Here is a 17,242-nt window from a genome sequence, read left to right as displayed (position 1 = left end):
CGGCGCCGGATACCCGCCGTCGACCCGTTGGAGGTAGTCCGATGAACGCCCAGTCCAACCGCGACACCCACGGCTCCACCCACCGCTCCGTGCTCTCCCAGCTGCGGAGCCGCATTACCGGCGACTTGATCGACCGTTCCGACCCACGCTACGACGACGCTCGGCGGGTGTGGAACGGCATGATCGACCGGCGGCCGATCGCCGTCGTGCGCGCCGGATCACCCGCGGACATCGCCCCCACCCTCGACCTCGCCGCTGAGCAGGGCCTGCCGCTCGCAGTGCGCGGCGGCGGCCACAACGTCGCCGGCAACGGCACGGTCGCCGACGGGCTGGTCCTCGACCTGTCGGACCTCAACGGGGTGCAGGTGGACGCTGGGGCGCGCACGGTGCGGGTCCAGGCCGGCGCCACCCTCGCCCACATCGACCGCGCCACCGAACCGTTCAACCTGGCCGTTCCGATCGGGGTGGTCTCCAACACCGGCATCGCCGGTTTGACCCTGGGCGGCGGGGTGGGCTGGCTCACCCGGGCATACGGGCTCACCGTCGACAACCTGCTGTCGGCCGAGGTGGTGACCGTCGCCGGTGACACCGTCACGGCGAGCGAGACCGAGAACCCCGACCTGTTCTGGGGCCTGCGCGGCGGCGGCGGGAACTTCGGTGTCGTCACCGAGTTCACCTTCCGGGCCCATCCGATCCCCGCCCTGCCCTTCACCGGTACCTTCGTCTATCCGGCGCCACTCTGGGAATCCGCCCTGTCGGCTTACGAGGCCTGGACGAGGGACCTCCCGGACGAGTTGACCAGCGTGCTCACCTTCACCGTTCCACCGCCCGTGATGGGCATGGGAACCGCCCCGCTCATGCTCGTCGGGTTCGCCTGGGCGACGGATGACTCGGCGCGGGCGGAGCAGGTCGTCGACCGGCTGCGCCGCGCCGCGCCGCCCGCGATGGAGGCCACCGAACCGGTCAGCTGGCCGGCCTGGCAGTCCTCCGTCGACGCGGTCTTCCCCAAGGGATCCCGCGGCTATTGGCGGAACTCCTCCTTCGACCAACTGGACCCCGACGTGATCGCCGCCCTGATGCGCAGGGGCACCGAGCAGACCTGGGTGGGAACCGGGTTCGACATCCACCACCTCGGCGGCGCCTTCGGCCGGGTCCCCGAGGAGGCGACACCCTTCCCGAGCCGGGCCGCACGGTACTGGCTGAACATCTACGGATTCTGGGCGGCCGCCGAGGACGACCAGGCCCGGACGGCCTTCATCCGCTCCTTCGGCGCCGAGGTCGAACCGCTGGGATCCGGCGGCCGGTATGTGAATTTCCTCGGCGAAGAGCAGAACGCCGACCCCGTACAGCAGGCCGAGCAGGTCTACGGGGTGTCCAAGCTGGAACGGTTGGCGGTTCTCAAGCGCGACTACGACCCGCAGAACCTGCTCCGCCGCAACCACAACATCCTGCCGGCCGTCGCCACGGGGGACACCGACTGAACCCGGGATGACGGCTGCGCCCCGGCATGCTGGAATAGACCGGTGCCCCGCCCGGTTGGGGCTTAGTATGCGTATGCATACAAACTGATCGGAAGGGCGCACCACACATGGCACCGACACTGGAACTGGGTCTCGACACGTTCGGCGACGTCACCTACGCCGCCGACGGGAGCCTGCTCAGCCAGGCCCAGACGCTGCGGAACGTCGTCGCGGAGGGTGTGCTCGCCGACCAGGTCGGCCTGAGCTTCTTCGGCATCGGGGAGCACCACCGCGAGGACTTCGCCGTCTCCGCGCCCGAGGTCGTCCTGGCCGCCATCGCCAGCAAGACCGAGACTATCAAGCTCGGCTCGGCCGTCACCGTGCTCAGCTCAGACGACCCGGTGCGGGTGTTCCAGCGCTTCGCCACCCTCGACGCGGTCTCCAACGGGCGCGCGGAAGTCATCCTCGGCCGGGGTTCCTTCACCGAGTCCTTCCCCCTGTTCGGATTGGACCTGGGCGACTACGAACAGCTCTTCGAGGAGAAACTCGAACTGTTCACCGAACTGCTCAAGGAACAGCCCGTGACCTGGTCCGGCAGCACCCGCGGCGCGCTGAGTGAGCAGCGGGTCTTCCCACCCACCGAGTCCGGCTCCATCCGCACCTGGATCGGTGTCGGCGGCAGCCCCCAGTCGGTGGTGCGCGCCGCCCACTACGGCCTGCCCCTGATGCTGGCGATCATCGGCGGCGAGCCCCTCGCGTTCGCCCAGTTCACCGACCTCTACCACCGCGCCCTCGACCAGTTCGGCCGCGAGATGCAGCCCATCGGCGAGCACTCGCCCGGCTACGTCGCCGCCACCGATGAGCAGGCCCGCGAGGAGATGTGGCCGCACTACCGCGCCATGCAGGACCGGATCGGCCGTGAGCGCGGCTGGGGCCCGGCCACGAAGGCGAGGTTCCTGCAGGATGCCGGCCCCGACGGCGCCCTGTTCGTGGGCTCCCCGCAGACCGTCGCCACCAAGATCGCCCGGATGGCCACCGGCCTGTCGCTGTCCCGCTTCGACCTGAAATACAGCCTGGGCACCCTTTCGCACGAGAAGCTGATGACCAGTATCGAGCTGTACGGCACCGAAGTGGCGCCCCTCGTGCACGAACTCATGGCCTGACCGGCAAAGCGGGGCTCTCCGGACGGGGTAGCGTGAACTGGTGGGCCCGGCTCAGGCAAACCGCCCACGCTCACCCTTTCGTTCTTATCTCCTCGAGGAGTCCACCGTGGAAACCTGGCCCGGATCTGCCTACCCGCTCGGCGCAACCTATGACGGCAGCGGCACCAACTTCGCCCTCTTCAGTGAGGCCGCCGAACGGGTGGAGCTCTGCCTGTTCGACGAGAACGGCGCGGAAACCCCCGTCGAGGTGCGCGAGTCCAGCGCGTTCGTCTGGCACGTCTACCTGCCGGAGGTGCAGCCGGGCCAGCGCTACGGCTACCGCGTGCACGGCGAGTACAACCCCAGCGAGGGCAAGCGCGCCAACCCGAACAAGCTGCTCCTCGACCCCTACGCCAAGGCCACCTGCGGTGTCATGGACTGGGACCAGGCGTTGTTCTCCTACAACTTCGGCGACCCGGATTCCCGCAACGACGAGGACTCCGCCCCGCACATGATGCTCGGTGTCGTCGTGAACCCGTTCTTCGACTGGACCGGTGACCGCTCGCCGCGGACCCCCTACAGCGAATCGGTCATCTACGAGGCGCACGTCAAGGGCCTCACCCAGCTGCAGACCGAGGTCCCGGAGTCCCAGCGCGGCACCTACGCGGCCGTGGCGCATCCGTCGGTCATCGAGCACCTGCAGAAGCTCGGCGTCACCGCGATCGAGCTGATGCCGGTGCACCAGTTCGTCAACGACTCCACCCTGCAGGACCAGGGCCTCAGCAACTACTGGGGTTACAACACCATCGGCTTCTTCGCCCCGCACAACAGCTACTCCTCCAGCGGAGACCTCGGCCAGCAGGTGCAGGAGTTCAAGGGCATGGTCAAGAACCTGCACGCCGCGGGCATCGAGGTCATCCTCGACGTGGTGTACAACCACACCGCGGAGGGCAACCACCTCGGCCCGACCATCTCGTTCAAGGGCATCGACAACGCCGCGTACTACCGGTTGATGGACGACGACGGTCGTTACTACATGGACTACACCGGCACCGGCAACACCCTCAACGTGCGGCACCCGCACTCGCTGCAGCTGATCATGGACTCGCTGCGCTACTGGGCCATCGAGATGCACGTCGACGGTTTCCGCTTCGACCTCGCCAGCGCCCTGGCCCGCGACCTCTACGACGTCGACAAGCTGTCCACCTTCTTCGAGCTCGTGCAGCAGGACCCGATCGTCTCCCAGGTGAAGCTGATCGCCGAGCCCTGGGACGTCGGCCCCGGCGGTTACCAGGTCGGCAACTTCCCGCCCCAGTGGACGGAATGGAACGGCAAGTACCGCGACACCGTGCGCGACTTCTGGCGCGGCGAGCCGTCCACACTGGGTGAATTCGCCTCCCGCATCTCCGGTTCCGCCGACCTCTACGAGCACTCCGGCCGTCGCCCGGTCGCGTCGATCAACTTCGTCACCGCGCACGACGGCTTCACCCTCAACGACCTGGTGTCCTACAACGAGAAGCACAACGACGCCAACGGCGAGGACAACAACGACGGCGAAAGCCACAACCGGTCCTGGAACGCCGGCGTCGAGGGCCCCACCGACGACGACACCATCCGCAGCCTGCGCGGCCGCCAGCAGCGCAACTTCATCGCCACGATGCTGCTGTCCCAGGGCGTCCCGATGATCCTGCACGGCGACGAACTCGGCCGTACCCAGCAGGGCAACAACAACACCTACGCCCAGGACTCCGAGCTGAGCTGGATTCACTGGGACGAGGCCGATCAGCCACTGATCGAGTTCACGTCCGCCGTGGTGCGACTGCGCAAGGAACACCCCACCTTCCGCCGCAGCCGGTTCTTCGACGGCCACCCGGGCAAGCGTGGCGAGGGCGACCCGCTGGCGGACATCGTCTGGCTGAACACCGACGGCCAGGAGATGCGGGCGGAGGACTGGGATGAGAGCCGGTCCCGCACCGTCAGCATGTTCCTCAACGGCCAGGGAATCCGCGAGCGCGACTCCCGCGGCCGCGACGTCACCGACGTCAACTTCATCCTGCTGTTCAACGCGGATGGCGAGGACGTCGAATTCACGCTGCCGAGCGAGGAGTACTCGCCCGCCTGGGAGATCGTGATCGACACCGGGGGAGAGGGTGCCGACTCGCTGCCGCGCCCCGCCGGTGCGATCCACACCGTCATGGCCCGATCCCTGGTGGTGCTGCGGGAGTACCACGAGCCCGAGGTGGCGCCGGACCACTCGGTCGCCGCATCCCTGGCCAGTCACCCGGCCCCGCCCACCGCCACCATCACCCTGCCCGTGGTGAGCGACCCGTACGCCTCGACCGAAGGACCCTCGTAACCGCAATGAGCATCCCCGTCTCGACCTATCGCCTGCAGATCACCTCCGCCTTCGACCTGGACGAGGCGGCCGCCGTACTCGATTACGTCAACGAGCTCGGTGCCGACTGGATCTACCTCTCCCCGCTGCTGAGCGCGGAGGAGGGGTCGGACCACGGCTACGACGTTGTCGACCACGGCAGCGTTGACCCCGCCCGCGGCGGGCCGGAGGCACTCGCCCGGCTCGCCGCGCGCGCCAGCGCGGCCGGCCGGGGCATCCTGGTCGACATCGTGCCCAACCACGTCGGCGTGAACACGCCGCACGCGAACGCCTGGTGGTGGGACCTGCTGCGCGCCGGGCAGTCCTCCCGCTACGCCGAGGCCTTCGATGTGGACTGGCCCGCCGGCAACGGACGCCTGCTGCTGCCGGTGCTCGGCGACGGCGAGACCGAGCTGGACCGGCTGAGCATCGTCGGCGACGAACTGCACTACTACGACAACCGGTTCCCGATCGCCGAGGGCACCGCATCCGACGGCGCCAGCGCCCGGGTGGTACACGACCGTCAGCACTACGAACTGGTCAACTGGCGCCGGGCGGATGCGTCCCTCAACTACCGCCGCTTCTTCGCCGTGAACACCCTCGCCGGTGTCCGCGTGGAGGTGCCCTGGGTCTTCGACGAGTCCCACCGCGAGATCCTGCGTTGGGTACACACCGGCCAGGTGCAGGGTTTGCGGGTCGACCACCCCGACGGCCTCGCCGACCCGGGCGGATACCTCGACCGGCTGCGCGCGGCCATGGGCGACGGCTACCTGCTCGTTGAGAAGATCCTGGAGGGCCGTGAGCAGCTGCCCACCAACTGGTCCACCGACGGCACCACCGGCTACGACGCCCTCGCCGATTTCGACCGGGTGCTCGTCGATCCCGCCGGGCAGGACCGGCTCGACGCCCTGGAGGCCACCCTGCAGGCCGAGCGCACGGCCGGGACCCCGGCCGGCGACGTCTCCTGGCCCGAGCTGGTCTACACCGGCAAGCGCGCCATCGCCGACGGCATCCTGCAAAGTGAGGTGCGCCGGCTGGCCCGCCTGCTGCCAGAGGTGGCCGACACCGACGAGCGCACGGCCGCCGTTCGTGACGCCCTCGCCGAACTGATCGCCTGGTTCCCGGTCTACCGCTCCTACCTGCCGGTCGGCCGCCACGAGCTCGACACCGCCGTGCGGCTGGCCCGCCAGCGCCGCCCCGACCTCGATGCCATCATCACCGCGCTGCTGCCCTACCTGACCGATCCGGCCCATCCCGCCGCCGTGCGGTTCCAGCAGACCTCCGGGATGGTGATGGCCAAGGGCGTGGAAGACACGGCGTACTACCGCTACAGCCGGCTCACCTCACTCAACGAGGTCGGCGCCGACCCGAGCGAGTTCGCGGTGTCCGTCGACGAGTTCCACCGCCGGCAGCAGACCCGGCTGGCGGTCGTGCCAGCCTCGCAGACCACCCTCTCCACCCACGACACCAAGCGCGGCGAGGATGTGCGCGCCCGGATCTCGGTGCTCGCTGAGATCCCGGACGACTGGGCCGGCGTGCTGGCCGACCTCCGTGCCCTGGCCCCCCTCGGCGACGCCCCGTTCGAGAACCTGCTCTGGCAGGCCATCGTCGGGTCCTGGCCCGCCTCGACCGACCGCCTGATCGGCTACGCCGAGAAGGCCTCCCGCGAGGCGAACCTGTCCACCACCTGGACCGCCCCGAACGAGGAGTTCGAGAACGCCATGCGCGCCCTGGTGCGCGACGTGGCCGAGCCGGGTCCGCTCCAGGACACCGTGTCGGCCGTTGTCGGCCGGGTGCAGCAGGCGGGTTGGAGCAACTCACTCGCGCTCAAGCTCATCCAGCTCACCGCGCCGGGCGTGCCCGACGTCTACCAGGGCAGCGAACTCTGGGAGATGTCCCTCGTCGACCCCGACAACCGGCGCCCGGTGGACTACACCGTGCGGAGGGACTACCTGGCCCGGATCGACGACGGCTGGTTGCCACCGATCGACGAGACCGGGGCCGCGAAGCTCCTCATCACCTCCCGCGCCCTGCGGCTTCGCCGGGAACGGCCGGAGCTGTTCTCCCGGCACGCCCCCGTCGAGGCCTTCGGCCCGGCCGCCGCGCACGTGGTGGCGTACGATCGCGGCGGCGCCGTGACCGTCGCGACCCGGCTGCCGGTCGCGCTGGCCCGCACCGGCTGGGGCGACACCACGGTCCTGCTGGCCGGGCACGCCTGGCAGGACGCCCTCACCGGCGCCCGGTTCGACGGCGGCCCGGTGCGCCTGGCGGACCTGCTCTCGCGCTACCCGGTGGCGCTGCTGATTCCCGCAACGACCGAGGAGGTCTCTCAGTGACCGAACAGATCTCAGTGACCGAACAGATCGGGGCCCCACAGGCCGTCGACGTGTGGGCGCCGACCGCCGACTCCGTTGAGCTGGTGACCGGCGACAGCCGCGCCCCGATGACCCGCGACGACTCCGGCTGGTGGCACGGCACCCTGCCGGGCGCCGAATCGGACGGCACCGATTACGGCTTCCTCGTCGATGGCGCCGGCCCGTTCCCCGACCCGCGCTCCCGCCGCCAGCCGCAGGGCGTGCACAAGCTCTCGCGCACTTTCGATCCCGCCGCCCACACCTGGCAGGACGACGCCTGGACCGGCCGCCAGCTCGCCGGCAGCACCATCTACGAGCTGCACCTGGGTACCTTCACCCCCGAGGGCACCCTGGCCGCCGCCGCCGGGCGACTGGACCACCTGGTCGAGCTCGGCGTCGACTTCGTCGAGCTGCTGCCGGTGAACGGTTTCAACGGAACCCACAACTGGGGCTACGACGGCGTGCTCTGGTACGCCGTGCATGAGGGTTACGGCGGCCCGGCCGCGTACCAGGCCTTCGTCGACGCCTGCCACGCCGCCGGGATCGGCGTCATCCAGGACGTCGTGCACAACCACCTCGGCCCCAGCGGCAACTACCTGCCCAATTTCGGCCCATACCTCAGCGACGCCGAGGGCAACACCTGGGGCGCGTCGGTCAACCTCGACGGCCAGGACTCCGGTGAGGTGCGCCGGTACATCATCGACAGCGCCCTGATGTGGCTGCGCGACTACCACGTCGACGGTCTCCGGCTGGATGCCGTGCACGCCCTCAAGGACCACTCGGCCGTGCACCTGCTCGAACAGCTCGCCACCGAGGTCGCGGTGCTCAGTGCCCACGTCGGCCGCCCGCTCACCCTCATCGCCGAGTCCGATCTCAACGACCCGCGTCTGATCACCCCGCGTGAGGCCAACGGGTACGGCCTCGACGCCCAGTGGAGCGACGACTTCCACCACGCCGTGCACGTCGCCCTGACCGGCGAGACGGTGGGCTATTACGCCGACTTCGCCCCGCTCGGAGCCCTGGCCAAGGTGCTCACCCGCGGGTTCTTCCACGACGGCACCTTCTCCAGCTTCCGAGGCCGGCTGCACGGCCGCCCGGTCGATGTCGAACAGATGCCGGCCTGGCGTCTCGTCGTGGCCAACCAGAACCACGACCAGATCGGCAACCGGGCCATCGGTGACCGGCTGAGCGCCCAGCTCGACACCGGCCAGCTGGGCATCGCCGCGGCCCTCACCCTCCTGGGCCCGTTCACCCCGATGCTGTTCATGGGCGAGGAGTGGGGCGCCAGCACCCCCTGGCAGTTCTTCACCTCCCACCCGGAACCCGACCTGGGCCTGGCGACCGCCGAAGGCCGCATCGGCGAGTTCGCCCGGATGGGCTGGGACCCGGCCGTGGTGCCGGACCCGCAGGATCCCGAGACCTTCGAGCGGTCCAAGCTGGACTGGACGGAGACCACCCGGCCCGACGCCGGCCGGCTCCTGGCCTTCTACCGCGAACTCGGCGCCCTGCGGCGGCAGCTTGCCGACGTGACCGACCCGCGCTTCGGCCAGGTCTCCGTCGCCTACGACGAAGACGACGGCTGGCTGCTGCTCACCCGCGGCAGCACGGAAATCGCCATCAACCTGTCCAGGAGCGACCGGTGGATTCCCGTGTCGACGGCGGACGTGCTGGCCTCGTTCGCGAACAACGCCGACGCGCGTCCCGTTTTCGAGGGCGGCCGGGTGCTGCTGCCGCCGCATTCCGTCGCCGTGCTCGTCTAGGCCGGGAGGAACCGTGGGCCATTTCCTATCCACCGAGACCGCGGCGGCCCTTGCCCGGCTCGCGGCACTGGACGCCGACGAGACGGCCCCCGCCCTCGAACGGATGCGGGCCATCCGCGCCGTGTTACAGCACCTCGACGCCGACCCGGCGGCGCTGGCGAGCGTGCGGGATGCCCTGGCGGAGGGGGCCGGCTGGCCGCAGATCGCCGACGCTGCCGGGCTCAAGCCCACCGCCGCGAAGTGGCGGTGGCAGGGAACGGACGCCGAGATCGCCGCGCGGCTCGACGCGGGCCGCAAGCGCAGCATCCGGCCGAGCAGCGTGCCCACCGACCTGCCCGGCCATTCGGTCGCGGACGCCGCTGCCCGGCTCGGGGTGAGCCCGCAAGCGGTGTACCTGCAGGTGAGCAGGGGTAAGCTGACCAGCCGCACCGTCGAGCTGCCGGATGGCCGGAGCTACAAACGGGTGTTCCTGCCCGGCGACGCGCTACCCTCCACAACAGAATCCGCAACAGATTCCACGGGACAGGAGCCGGCGACACCCGACCAGGGTGCCTGATCCGGTAAAACCCGGCCCGCAGCCCCGAATGCACACTCGAACCGCACACCCGCCACGCAGGCGTCCAACCGACTTGGAGTGATGATGACCGACCAGAATTTCGACCCCTTCGACCGCACCCGCCCGATCGACCACGTCGCCACGACGGAGCGGCTGGAGATGCCTCGCGCCGAACCGGCCGCACCCGCCGGCAGTTCCGGCACGGCTGGGGAAGCCGACGTCCTGGCCGGTACCGAACCGGCCGCGACGGCCGCCCCCGCCAAGACCCGCAACCGCACCCTGATGTCGGACCTGCGCACGCCGCCGCCGCAGCGCGCCGCCGTCGTCGTCCTGGTCGGGATCGCGGTGTTGACCATTGCCTTCCTGATCATGATCTTCGTGAACGTCTCCAACGAGAGTGTCATCGCCCTGGCCGTGATCGCGACGCCGATCGCCTCCATGGTGGCCGCGTACTACGCCGTCACCCTGAGCATCCAGCAGGTGCGCACCGAACGCGCCGACAAAGAGAAGGCCATCGCCAAGCTCGAGGCCGTGCAGGAGAGCGCCCGCGAGACGGAGGTCTGGGCGTCGCAGATGGAGTCCGGCCTGCGTGTGGCCATGGCCATGCTCGACGGCGCCGGTGTCTCCACGGCTGCGGTCACCCGCGCCGCCGGCACCCCGGACGACTTCTTTTAGCTTCCAGTTCGCCTAGTCGGCGGCGCGGCCGGCCCGCAGGTAGTGCCGCATCGGCGCGTGCCGTAACCGGGCCGGCAGTCGCGGGTAGACCAGGCGCATCACGCCGAGCAGCGCGTCGAAGCGGCGCTGCCGGCCGGCGGACCAGGGCAGCGCGAACAGGGCCCGCTCATCCGGCTCCAGCAGCCCGGTGGTGACGAGCCGAGCCAGCGGCATGGCCAGGCGCAGCCAGGGTGGCCCCGTGCGCGAATGCAGTAGCTGGTCGGCCACGCCGCGCGTCGTCGTGTCGGTGGACAACTCCGCCGTGGCCCGGAGCCAGTAGGCGGCGAAGGCGGCCCGGTCCACAGGCCACATGCCCGGCGGCACCTGCAACGCCGTGCCCAGCACGCCGTAATCCCGGTAGACGGACTCGGCGTCGGCATCCGCCAGCGGGCCGTAGACCAGGTCGTGCATGCGGGTGGCCGACTCGTACAGGGTCGCGGCCACCCACAGCTGAAGGTGCGGGTCGAAGGCGTTGTACGCCGGTGCCGGGGAGTCCGCGCCCGGTGCGCTGTGCACCGGCCGGTGGGCGAGGGCCACCCGGCGCACGGCCGCAGCCCGGTCGATCGGGGTGCCGCAGGTGACGGCGTAGACAAAGGCCAGGGTGCCGTTCAGCCGCCCGAGCGGCCTGCTGGCGAAGTCGCTGTGCCTGGCCACCCCGTGCCCCACGGCGGGATTGGCCAGCTGGAGCAGGATCGCGCGCCCGCCCGCGAGCACCAGGACGCTTTCCGGGGCGACGTCCCGGATGCCGAGCGCCGGGCGGTCCGCCTTGGCTGGTGTGGGTCGCATGTGCAGGTCCTCTCGAGAGGCCGAGCCTACTTCCTCCGCCGGGACACAGGTGGGGAACCGGCGGGGAAGAGTCGTGAGTCGTTCCTGAAGCGTTCAGATATTTTCTTGCGAATGATGGAATAACCTACAGACGTATGCACTTGCATATATCTGAGGGCGAGGGATCGACTTGCCCCACGGACTTGAGGAGCACCATGAGCGACACCGACATCATCACCATCCCCGGCTACAAAGCCGGAACCTGGACCATCGACCCGACGCACAGCGCGGTCGGCTTCAGCATCCGTCACATCATGATCAGCAAGGTCAAGGGCACGTTCGAGAACTTCGACGCCACCTTCGTCACCACCGAGAACCCCCTCGAGACCAGCGTCACCGCTTCCGCCACGGTCGCGTCCATCAACACCAACGAGGCCAACCGCGACGGCCACCTGCGCACCGGCGACTTCTTCGACGCCGAGACCTACCCGACCATCGACTTCGTGTCGACCGGCGTGCGCGTCGTCAAGGGCGACTACCTCGTTGACGGCAACCTCACCATCAAGGGTGTCACCAAGCCCGTCACGTTCGACTTCGACTTCGGCGGCTTCGGCGGAGACCCCTACGGCAACTACAAGTTCGGCGCCACCGCCAAGACCGAGATCAACCGTGAAGACTTCGGCCTCACCTACAACGCCGCCCTCGAGACCGGCGGCGTGCTGCTCGGCGACAAGGTCACCATCACCCTCGAGCTGCAGGGCGCCCTCCAGGCCTAAGCAGTCTGCGTTTCCAACGCTTTCAACGGGGATCCCACGTGGTGGGGTCCCCGTTCTGCGTGCCGCACGGGTATGTCCGCTCGGATTCAGAGGGCGGATTCCTCGTCCGGGTCGCGCCGCAAAGTACCGGTGCGACGCAACACCCGGGCGATGAGCGGGTCGAGCGCGAAGACGAGGAACGCCACGGAGCCGATATACGCGGCCAGGACGACCACCATGAAGGCCTGGGCGAGCGAACTGGCGGAATTCACCCTGGCGTTGTGCACGCCCGCGGTCGAAGCACCCTGCACCAGCCCGCGCTTCGGGGAACTGGCGTGGAACCACTGCCAGGTGCTGAAAGCGAGGATCAGGAACACATTCACCGGCAGCAGGATGCGGCCGAGCAGGTAATCACCGTAGGCGTCGTTGAGGCTGGTGGTGAACGGAACCAGCACGACACCGAGCAGGCGGAAGTTGTTGAGCCAGACGATGGTGGTGTCGACCCGCGGGATGACCTCGAACTGGCGCACGTGGATGAGCCAGAGCAGGCTGAGCAACAGGAAGCTGATCACCACGTTGAGGATGCTGGGCGCTAGGACGAGAACGGCGTGCACGAGTGCCGTATTGGATCTCACAGCACCGACACCGTCCACGGACAGGTTCAACACCAGCAGTGTCGCCGCGATCGCGAAGACACCATCCGTATACGCCTCGAGGCGCCTCGTGGACAGCACCGTACGCTGACTCGGCCTCGCCCTGCCTGAAGCCGGCACCGCTTCGCCTACGGCCCCACTGGCGGGCTCCGGCGGTACGGTTGGCTCCTCGGGCTCAGGCTCCGGCGGGCGCTGCATGCGGGCAGCCTACTCGCCGGTGATCTCCTCGCGCACCCGGCGCAGGTCTTCCATCAGCGCGCCGATCAGGATCCAATGCAGCGGATGCGGGGTCATGATCATCAGCGGAGCCGTGAGCGCGGGCGGCTCGACCGCCGGCGGGGCCTGGGCCGACATGCTCGCCTCCGGCACCACGGTGAGCAGGCGCAGGTCATGCGCGGCCCGTTCCAACTCGATCGAGAACGCCTGCACGGTGGGCTCGAGGTGCAGGGATTCGTCGTAGTGGTCGCGCAGCGCCCGGGTCATGCCGAGGGCACGGGTGACCAGCGGCACGAGCCGGGCGTACAGCGCGGTGTCGGCGTCGAGCACCTCGCGGTGCCTGGCCTGGCGGGGGTTGAGGGTGAGGCTCTCCTCGGCCTGGCTGATGGCCTTCTCCGCCTTGGCCAGCATCGGGCGCAGCAGGCGGGCCTGGATCATCAAGGTCTCGAGGTCGGCGTACTTCTGCGGGCTCAGCAGCGCATTCGCCACCCGGTCGAAGGTTGCGGCCACCTCCAGCGTGAGCCGGGTCACGGCATCATGCGCCGGGGTGAGCAGCACCGGCGGAACGATCAGGGCGTTGACGATCACGGCGATCGCGGCACCGAGGATGGTCTCGATGATGCGGTCCCTGGCGTAGGTGGGTGTCGCGGCTCCGAGCGTCAGCACGAGCATGGCGCTGATCGGGATCTGGTTGGCGGAACCGGGGGAGAGCTTGAGCGCCCAGGCGAGCAGGATGCAGAGCACGATCGCCGAGAGCACGATCCAGCTGGACTGGCCGAACATCAGCCCGATGGCGAGGGCCACCAGCACGCCGCCCACCACGCCGAGGCTGCGCTCGAGGGCGCGGCCGAGGGACTGGTTGACGCTGGGCTGGACGACGAAGATCGCGGCCATCGCGGCGAAGATGGGCAGTTCTCCCGGCAGCAGCCACTGCGAGATGATCCAGGCCAGCGCGACGGCGACAGACGTTTTGAGGGTCTGCAGAAGCGGGATCCGTCTGGACACTCGCAGGTTGGCCGTTATTCGCACTGTCATAGGGTACAAGCCCACTGCATGGGCCCATTGCATGGGTCCGGTGCGCCCGGCCGGGTCACTCGCCGGCGGCTCCGAGCAACGCCGATACCGTGGCCGGAAGGACGTTCACCGGACGGTTCAGGAATGTGGCGTATTCGTGCAGGGAGCGGTCAGCGCTGCGGGCCGCGGCGTCGGAGAGCGGGTCGAAGGGGAGCGGCTCGACGGTGATCATCCGCGGTTGCCAGTCCCGGCGCCAGGTGCCGATGACGCGCCCGCCACGAACCAGGAGGGGCAGGAAGATGCCGTTCTTCCCCGGCACGACACGGGTCAGGTTCTCCGGCTCGATGGCGAAGCTGCGATCCCGGTAGCCGAGTAGGTACTCGTCGAACCCGGGGAGGGCGCGGACGGCATCCCTGCCCCTACCCGGAGCGGCCCGGCCGAGCGGGCCGACGTCACTGGCCTGCGGGAACAGGTGCCGAACACCATCCACCTCCAACCCGGTGAGCCGGGGTTCGGCCACGGCCAGGGCCGTCTTCGCGTCCGCCATGGTGAGCTGGGACCACCAGGCGAAGTCGGTCAGCGGGGCCGGGCCGTGGCCCACGAGGTAGCGCAGCAGGAATTCCCCCAGCGCCTCGTCGCGCTCGAGCCGACGGGGCCGGGGAACCCACTCGTCCAGCAGCACCAGCATCTGCTGCGTGTCCAGTTGGCGTCCCCAGCACAGGGTGCCGGATTGCGCGAGGTGCCAGATCAGGTGATACCCACGCTGGCCGGCGGCATCGATGCCGTTGCGGTTCAGCTCGGCCAGGAAGTCGGCCCGACTCAGCTCCCGGCCTCCGGACAGGGCGGCGATGGCGACGGCCCTGGCCCGCTCGATGGTGGACTCGTCCAGGCCGAGATCCCGGCGCCGGCTCGTTGACCCCGCCCAGAGGCGGGGTGTGGTGAGCTCTAGCATCCAGCCGAGTTCCTGCGCCGGCACCAGGTGCAGGGTTCCCCGCATCGGCCAGGAGCGGACGATCCGGCCGGAGTCGATCAGGGCATCGACATCGGCGCTGGTGGTTCCGGGCGAGCGGATGGCCACGGCCCACTTGGCCCAGCGCAGGTCCTGCGCCTGCAGGGCGAGGAACCTGTCGACGACCCAGGCCAGGTCGTCACCGTCTGTGGTGGTCGCGGTGTTGGTGGCTTTGCCGGTGTGTCGCCCGGTGAGCGGCCCGGTCAGCGCCTGGCTTTCCAGGCGCCGCCGGGTGATGTCGGTGCGGGACGCGCGCGTCATTCCACCAGAGTGCCAGGGGTCATGGCCCTGGCACCAGTGCCCGGCGGTTCACGCCGGGAGCGTGCTGGGTCAGGCCAGGTCGTCGTCGGTGCGGGCGCCGAAGACGATCTCGTCCCAGCTGGGCATCGAGGCGCGGCCGCGGCGGCCGGTCTGGGCTGCGCGTGGCTGCCCGGTCGCGGCCTGGCTCGCCCACACGTTGCGGGCCGGCTCGGGTGCGGCGGGGGCGGCTTCGGCGGCCGGAGCGGTTTCGGCGACGGCACGGATGCCCGCCTCGGTACCGGCCCGCTCCGTGTTGGCCCGCTCGGTGTTGGCCCGCTCGGTGTTGGCCCGCTCGGTGTTGACTCGCTCCGTGTTGGCCCGCTCGATGCGTGCAGCCGGAACGACCGGAGTGTCGGCCTCCACGGCTGCGGCTTCCCGTTCGCCGCGGCGACGACGCAGGGACTCGAGCAGGTCTGCGGTCTCGCTCAGGCTCTGGGCCGGCTCGGCCGCGCGCTTGATGGCCGCCTTGGAGACGGCCTCAGTCGTTCCGGCGTTCCGTCCGTAGGGAACCACATCGTGCAAAGGTGCGGTGTCGTTGAGGATGTCGTCGGCCAGGGACTCCTTGAACGTGAAGGCTCCGCTGTCGAAACGGCTCACGTCGGACAGGCTGGTCTCCGCGCCCACGGCGCGCAGGCGCGGAATGAGCGCGCCCTTGAGCTCACCCTGTTGCGACAGGGCGATGGCCTCGCTGCCGATGGGGGAGAGTGCGTTCTTCTTCGGCTCGAAGCCCCAGCGGGCGTCGTGGTCGATGTCGTCGGCCGTGAAGGCGAGCTTCACGATCCAGCCGGCTCCGGGTTCCTTCCAGCTGGCCCAGCGTTCGTTCGACGCGCCGAGCGACGCCAGGCGTTCGCGGATGACGCTGCCGAAGTTCGCTGGCTCGTCGAGCGGCTCGGGATCGATCGCGGCGTGCACGGGCACGCTGAGCGCGGAGGACACGATGTATTCGCGTTCGGCGACCACCGGCCCCTCGAACCTGCGCACGAAGTCCAGGGACGCGCCGGTGACGGCCGCCACATCCTCCGCGGACATCCCGGCGCGAATGTGCGCCTGCACCTCCCGCGGGGACAACTTGGGCCGGACGGACGCATCCGTCTGGGTTTGGCGAAGCCGGGACTGGAGAACCGCATCGATGGGGATCCTGAAACGATCACCCTCCTCTGACGCTGCAAGCAGCGCGCCGTTCTCTACTCCGATAACCTTCAAATCCTGCATGGCGAAAGCCCTCTCGCGATCACTGATGGGCCAACCTTGCCATGCAAAGTGACCAAAACGGGGGAATACTGCGGGCGTGCCGCAAGTTGATTCCAATGCCAACCTGAGAGGTTGGTGATTGGTTTGCTATTCCGCACGGATTGTTGCAAACTATGGCCGCCGATTTCGTTTATCGGCGTTAATGAAATGGATGGGCATGGCAACCGACTACGACGCACCGCGAAAGACCGAAGACGACTCAGAGTCGATCGAGGCCCTCAAGGAGCGTGTACCCGACAAGATGTCAGGTGTCGTTGATGTTGACGACTCCGACAACCCCGGTGGTTTCGACCTCCCGGGCGCCGATCTGTCCGACCTCGACCTCGACGTCGTTGTCCTGCCCCCGCAGGCTGACGAGTTCACCTGCGTGGAGTGCTTCCTCGTGAAGCACCGTTCGCAGATGTCGCACGAGACCAAGCTCGGCCCGGTCTGCCTGGAGTGCGACGCCTAAAAGCGCGCTTAGTTACTTGATGCTGGCCGTCGCGATCCATTGATCGCGGCGGCCATTTTCTGTGGCCGGCGACTGGACACGAGCCAGTACGGCGCCGGGTCGGTGGGGTCCTCGAGCGGGATCCGCACCACGGGGGCAATCCAGCCGCGAATCAACAGCCAGGCGCGGGCATCCAGGCGCTGACCGCGTTCGAGCGTGGCCTCCGCACCGTCAATGGGCACGGCCTCGCCGAGCAGGCGGGTCTCGATGCTGGCCCGGCCGGCCGTGAGCACACCACCGGCGACCTGCACGGTGGGGGAGGCCAACACCAGCAGAGCGGCGCTGCCGAGGTAGAGTCCCGCCGCCGTGAGCACGCCGACGAGGAGCGAGATCGGCAGGAAGACCAGCAGGCTCGCAGGGATGACGAGGGCGATGATGACGAACAGCCACGGGGATGGCCAGAGTTTTTCGCGATATTCGGGCATGGCT

Annotated in this window: 15 protein-coding genes; 9 read left to right on the top strand and 6 right to left on the bottom strand. The window is 69.2% G+C overall.

Annotated elements, in window-relative coordinates; translation table 11 throughout:
* The first annotated feature begins 41 nt into the window (after nt 1-41).
* From ACU5E9_RS03870 to ACU5E9_RS03840, 7 genes are all read left to right on the top strand, one after another.
* Nucleotides 42-1,481, top strand: coding sequence for an FAD-binding oxidoreductase (locus ACU5E9_RS03870; RefSeq protein WP_456812310.1), 1,440 nt, complete (start codon nt 42-44; stop codon nt 1,479-1,481).
* Nucleotides 1,482-1,588: 107 nt separating this feature from the next.
* Nucleotides 1,589-2,623 (top strand): LLM class flavin-dependent oxidoreductase, encoded by a 1,035-nt coding sequence (locus ACU5E9_RS03865; RefSeq protein ID WP_456812309.1) that lies wholly within the window; start codon nt 1,589-1,591, stop codon nt 2,621-2,623.
* Nucleotides 2,624-2,729: 106 nt separating this feature from the next.
* Nucleotides 2,730-4,958, top strand: a complete 2,229-nt coding sequence (glgX, locus tag ACU5E9_RS03860; RefSeq protein WP_456812308.1) for a glycogen debranching protein GlgX — start codon at nt 2,730-2,732, stop codon at nt 4,956-4,958.
* Nucleotides 4,959-4,963: 5 nt separating this feature from the next.
* The gene (gene treY, locus ACU5E9_RS03855) at nt 4,964-7,312 is read left to right on the top strand and encodes a malto-oligosyltrehalose synthase (protein ID WP_456812307.1); all 2,349 of its coding nucleotides are present in this window, start codon (nt 4,964-4,966) and stop codon (nt 7,310-7,312) included.
* A 14-nt stretch (nt 7,313-7,326) separates the two neighbouring features.
* Nucleotides 7,327-9,090, top strand: coding sequence for a malto-oligosyltrehalose trehalohydrolase (treZ, locus tag ACU5E9_RS03850; protein ID WP_456813494.1), 1,764 nt, complete (start codon nt 7,327-7,329; stop codon nt 9,088-9,090).
* A 13-nt stretch (nt 9,091-9,103) separates the two neighbouring features.
* A complete protein-coding gene (locus ACU5E9_RS03845; RefSeq protein ID WP_456812306.1) occupies nt 9,104-9,646 on the top strand; it encodes a hypothetical protein in 543 nt (180 codons plus the stop codon).
* Between the two features lie 84 nt (nt 9,647-9,730).
* On the top strand, nt 9,731-10,321 hold the full coding sequence (locus tag ACU5E9_RS03840; protein WP_456812305.1) for a hypothetical protein: 591 nt from the start codon (nt 9,731-9,733) through the stop codon (nt 10,319-10,321).
* 12 nt (nt 10,322-10,333) lie between these two features.
* Here ACU5E9_RS03840 and ACU5E9_RS03835 read toward each other — a convergent pair whose 3' ends face one another.
* The gene (locus tag ACU5E9_RS03835) at nt 10,334-11,146 is read right to left on the bottom strand and encodes an oxygenase MpaB family protein (RefSeq protein WP_456812304.1); all 813 of its coding nucleotides are present in this window, start codon (nt 11,144-11,146) and stop codon (nt 10,334-10,336) included.
* A 194-nt stretch (nt 11,147-11,340) separates the two neighbouring features.
* On the opposite strand from ACU5E9_RS03835, the gene ACU5E9_RS03830 reads away from it, so the two are divergent.
* Entirely contained in the window at nt 11,341-11,901 is a 561-nt protein-coding gene (locus ACU5E9_RS03830) for a YceI family protein (protein WP_456812303.1), read from the top strand.
* Nucleotides 11,902-11,987: 86 nt separating this feature from the next.
* Here ACU5E9_RS03830 and ACU5E9_RS03825 read toward each other — a convergent pair whose 3' ends face one another.
* The 4 genes from ACU5E9_RS03825 to sepH all read right to left on the bottom strand — a co-directional run bounded on the left by ACU5E9_RS03825 (nt 11,988) and on the right by sepH (nt 16,284).
* Nucleotides 11,988-12,614: a TMEM175 family protein gene (locus ACU5E9_RS03825; RefSeq protein WP_456812302.1), complete on the bottom strand. Its 627-nt coding sequence runs from the start codon at nt 12,612-12,614 to the stop codon at nt 11,988-11,990.
* Between the two features lie 126 nt (nt 12,615-12,740).
* A complete protein-coding gene (locus ACU5E9_RS03820; RefSeq protein WP_456812301.1) occupies nt 12,741-13,784 on the bottom strand; it encodes an FUSC family protein in 1,044 nt (347 codons plus the stop codon).
* 55 nt (nt 13,785-13,839) lie between these two features.
* Nucleotides 13,840-15,033, bottom strand: a complete 1,194-nt coding sequence (locus tag ACU5E9_RS03815; protein ID WP_456812300.1) for a winged helix DNA-binding domain-containing protein — start codon at nt 15,031-15,033, stop codon at nt 13,840-13,842.
* 69 nt (nt 15,034-15,102) lie between these two features.
* Entirely contained in the window at nt 15,103-16,284 is a 1,182-nt protein-coding gene (gene sepH / locus ACU5E9_RS03810) for a septation protein SepH (RefSeq protein WP_456812299.1), read from the bottom strand.
* A 196-nt stretch (nt 16,285-16,480) separates the two neighbouring features.
* On the opposite strand from sepH, the gene ACU5E9_RS03805 reads away from it, so the two are divergent.
* Nucleotides 16,481-16,774, top strand: a complete 294-nt coding sequence (locus ACU5E9_RS03805) for a DUF4193 domain-containing protein (protein ID WP_066599570.1) — start codon at nt 16,481-16,483, stop codon at nt 16,772-16,774.
* An 8-nt stretch (nt 16,775-16,782) separates the two neighbouring features.
* Here the strand turns inward: ACU5E9_RS03805 and ACU5E9_RS03800 are convergent, their stop codons facing one another.
* A complete protein-coding gene (locus ACU5E9_RS03800; RefSeq protein ID WP_456812298.1) occupies nt 16,783-17,238 on the bottom strand; it encodes a DUF3093 domain-containing protein in 456 nt (151 codons plus the stop codon).
* Nucleotides 17,239-17,242: the final 4 nt, after the last annotated feature.

It is taken from the genome of Cryobacterium sp. AP23, from assembly GCF_054075385.1.
The sequence above is the reverse complement of the archived record's forward strand: the minus strand, read 5'-3'. Positions and strand labels throughout refer to the sequence as shown.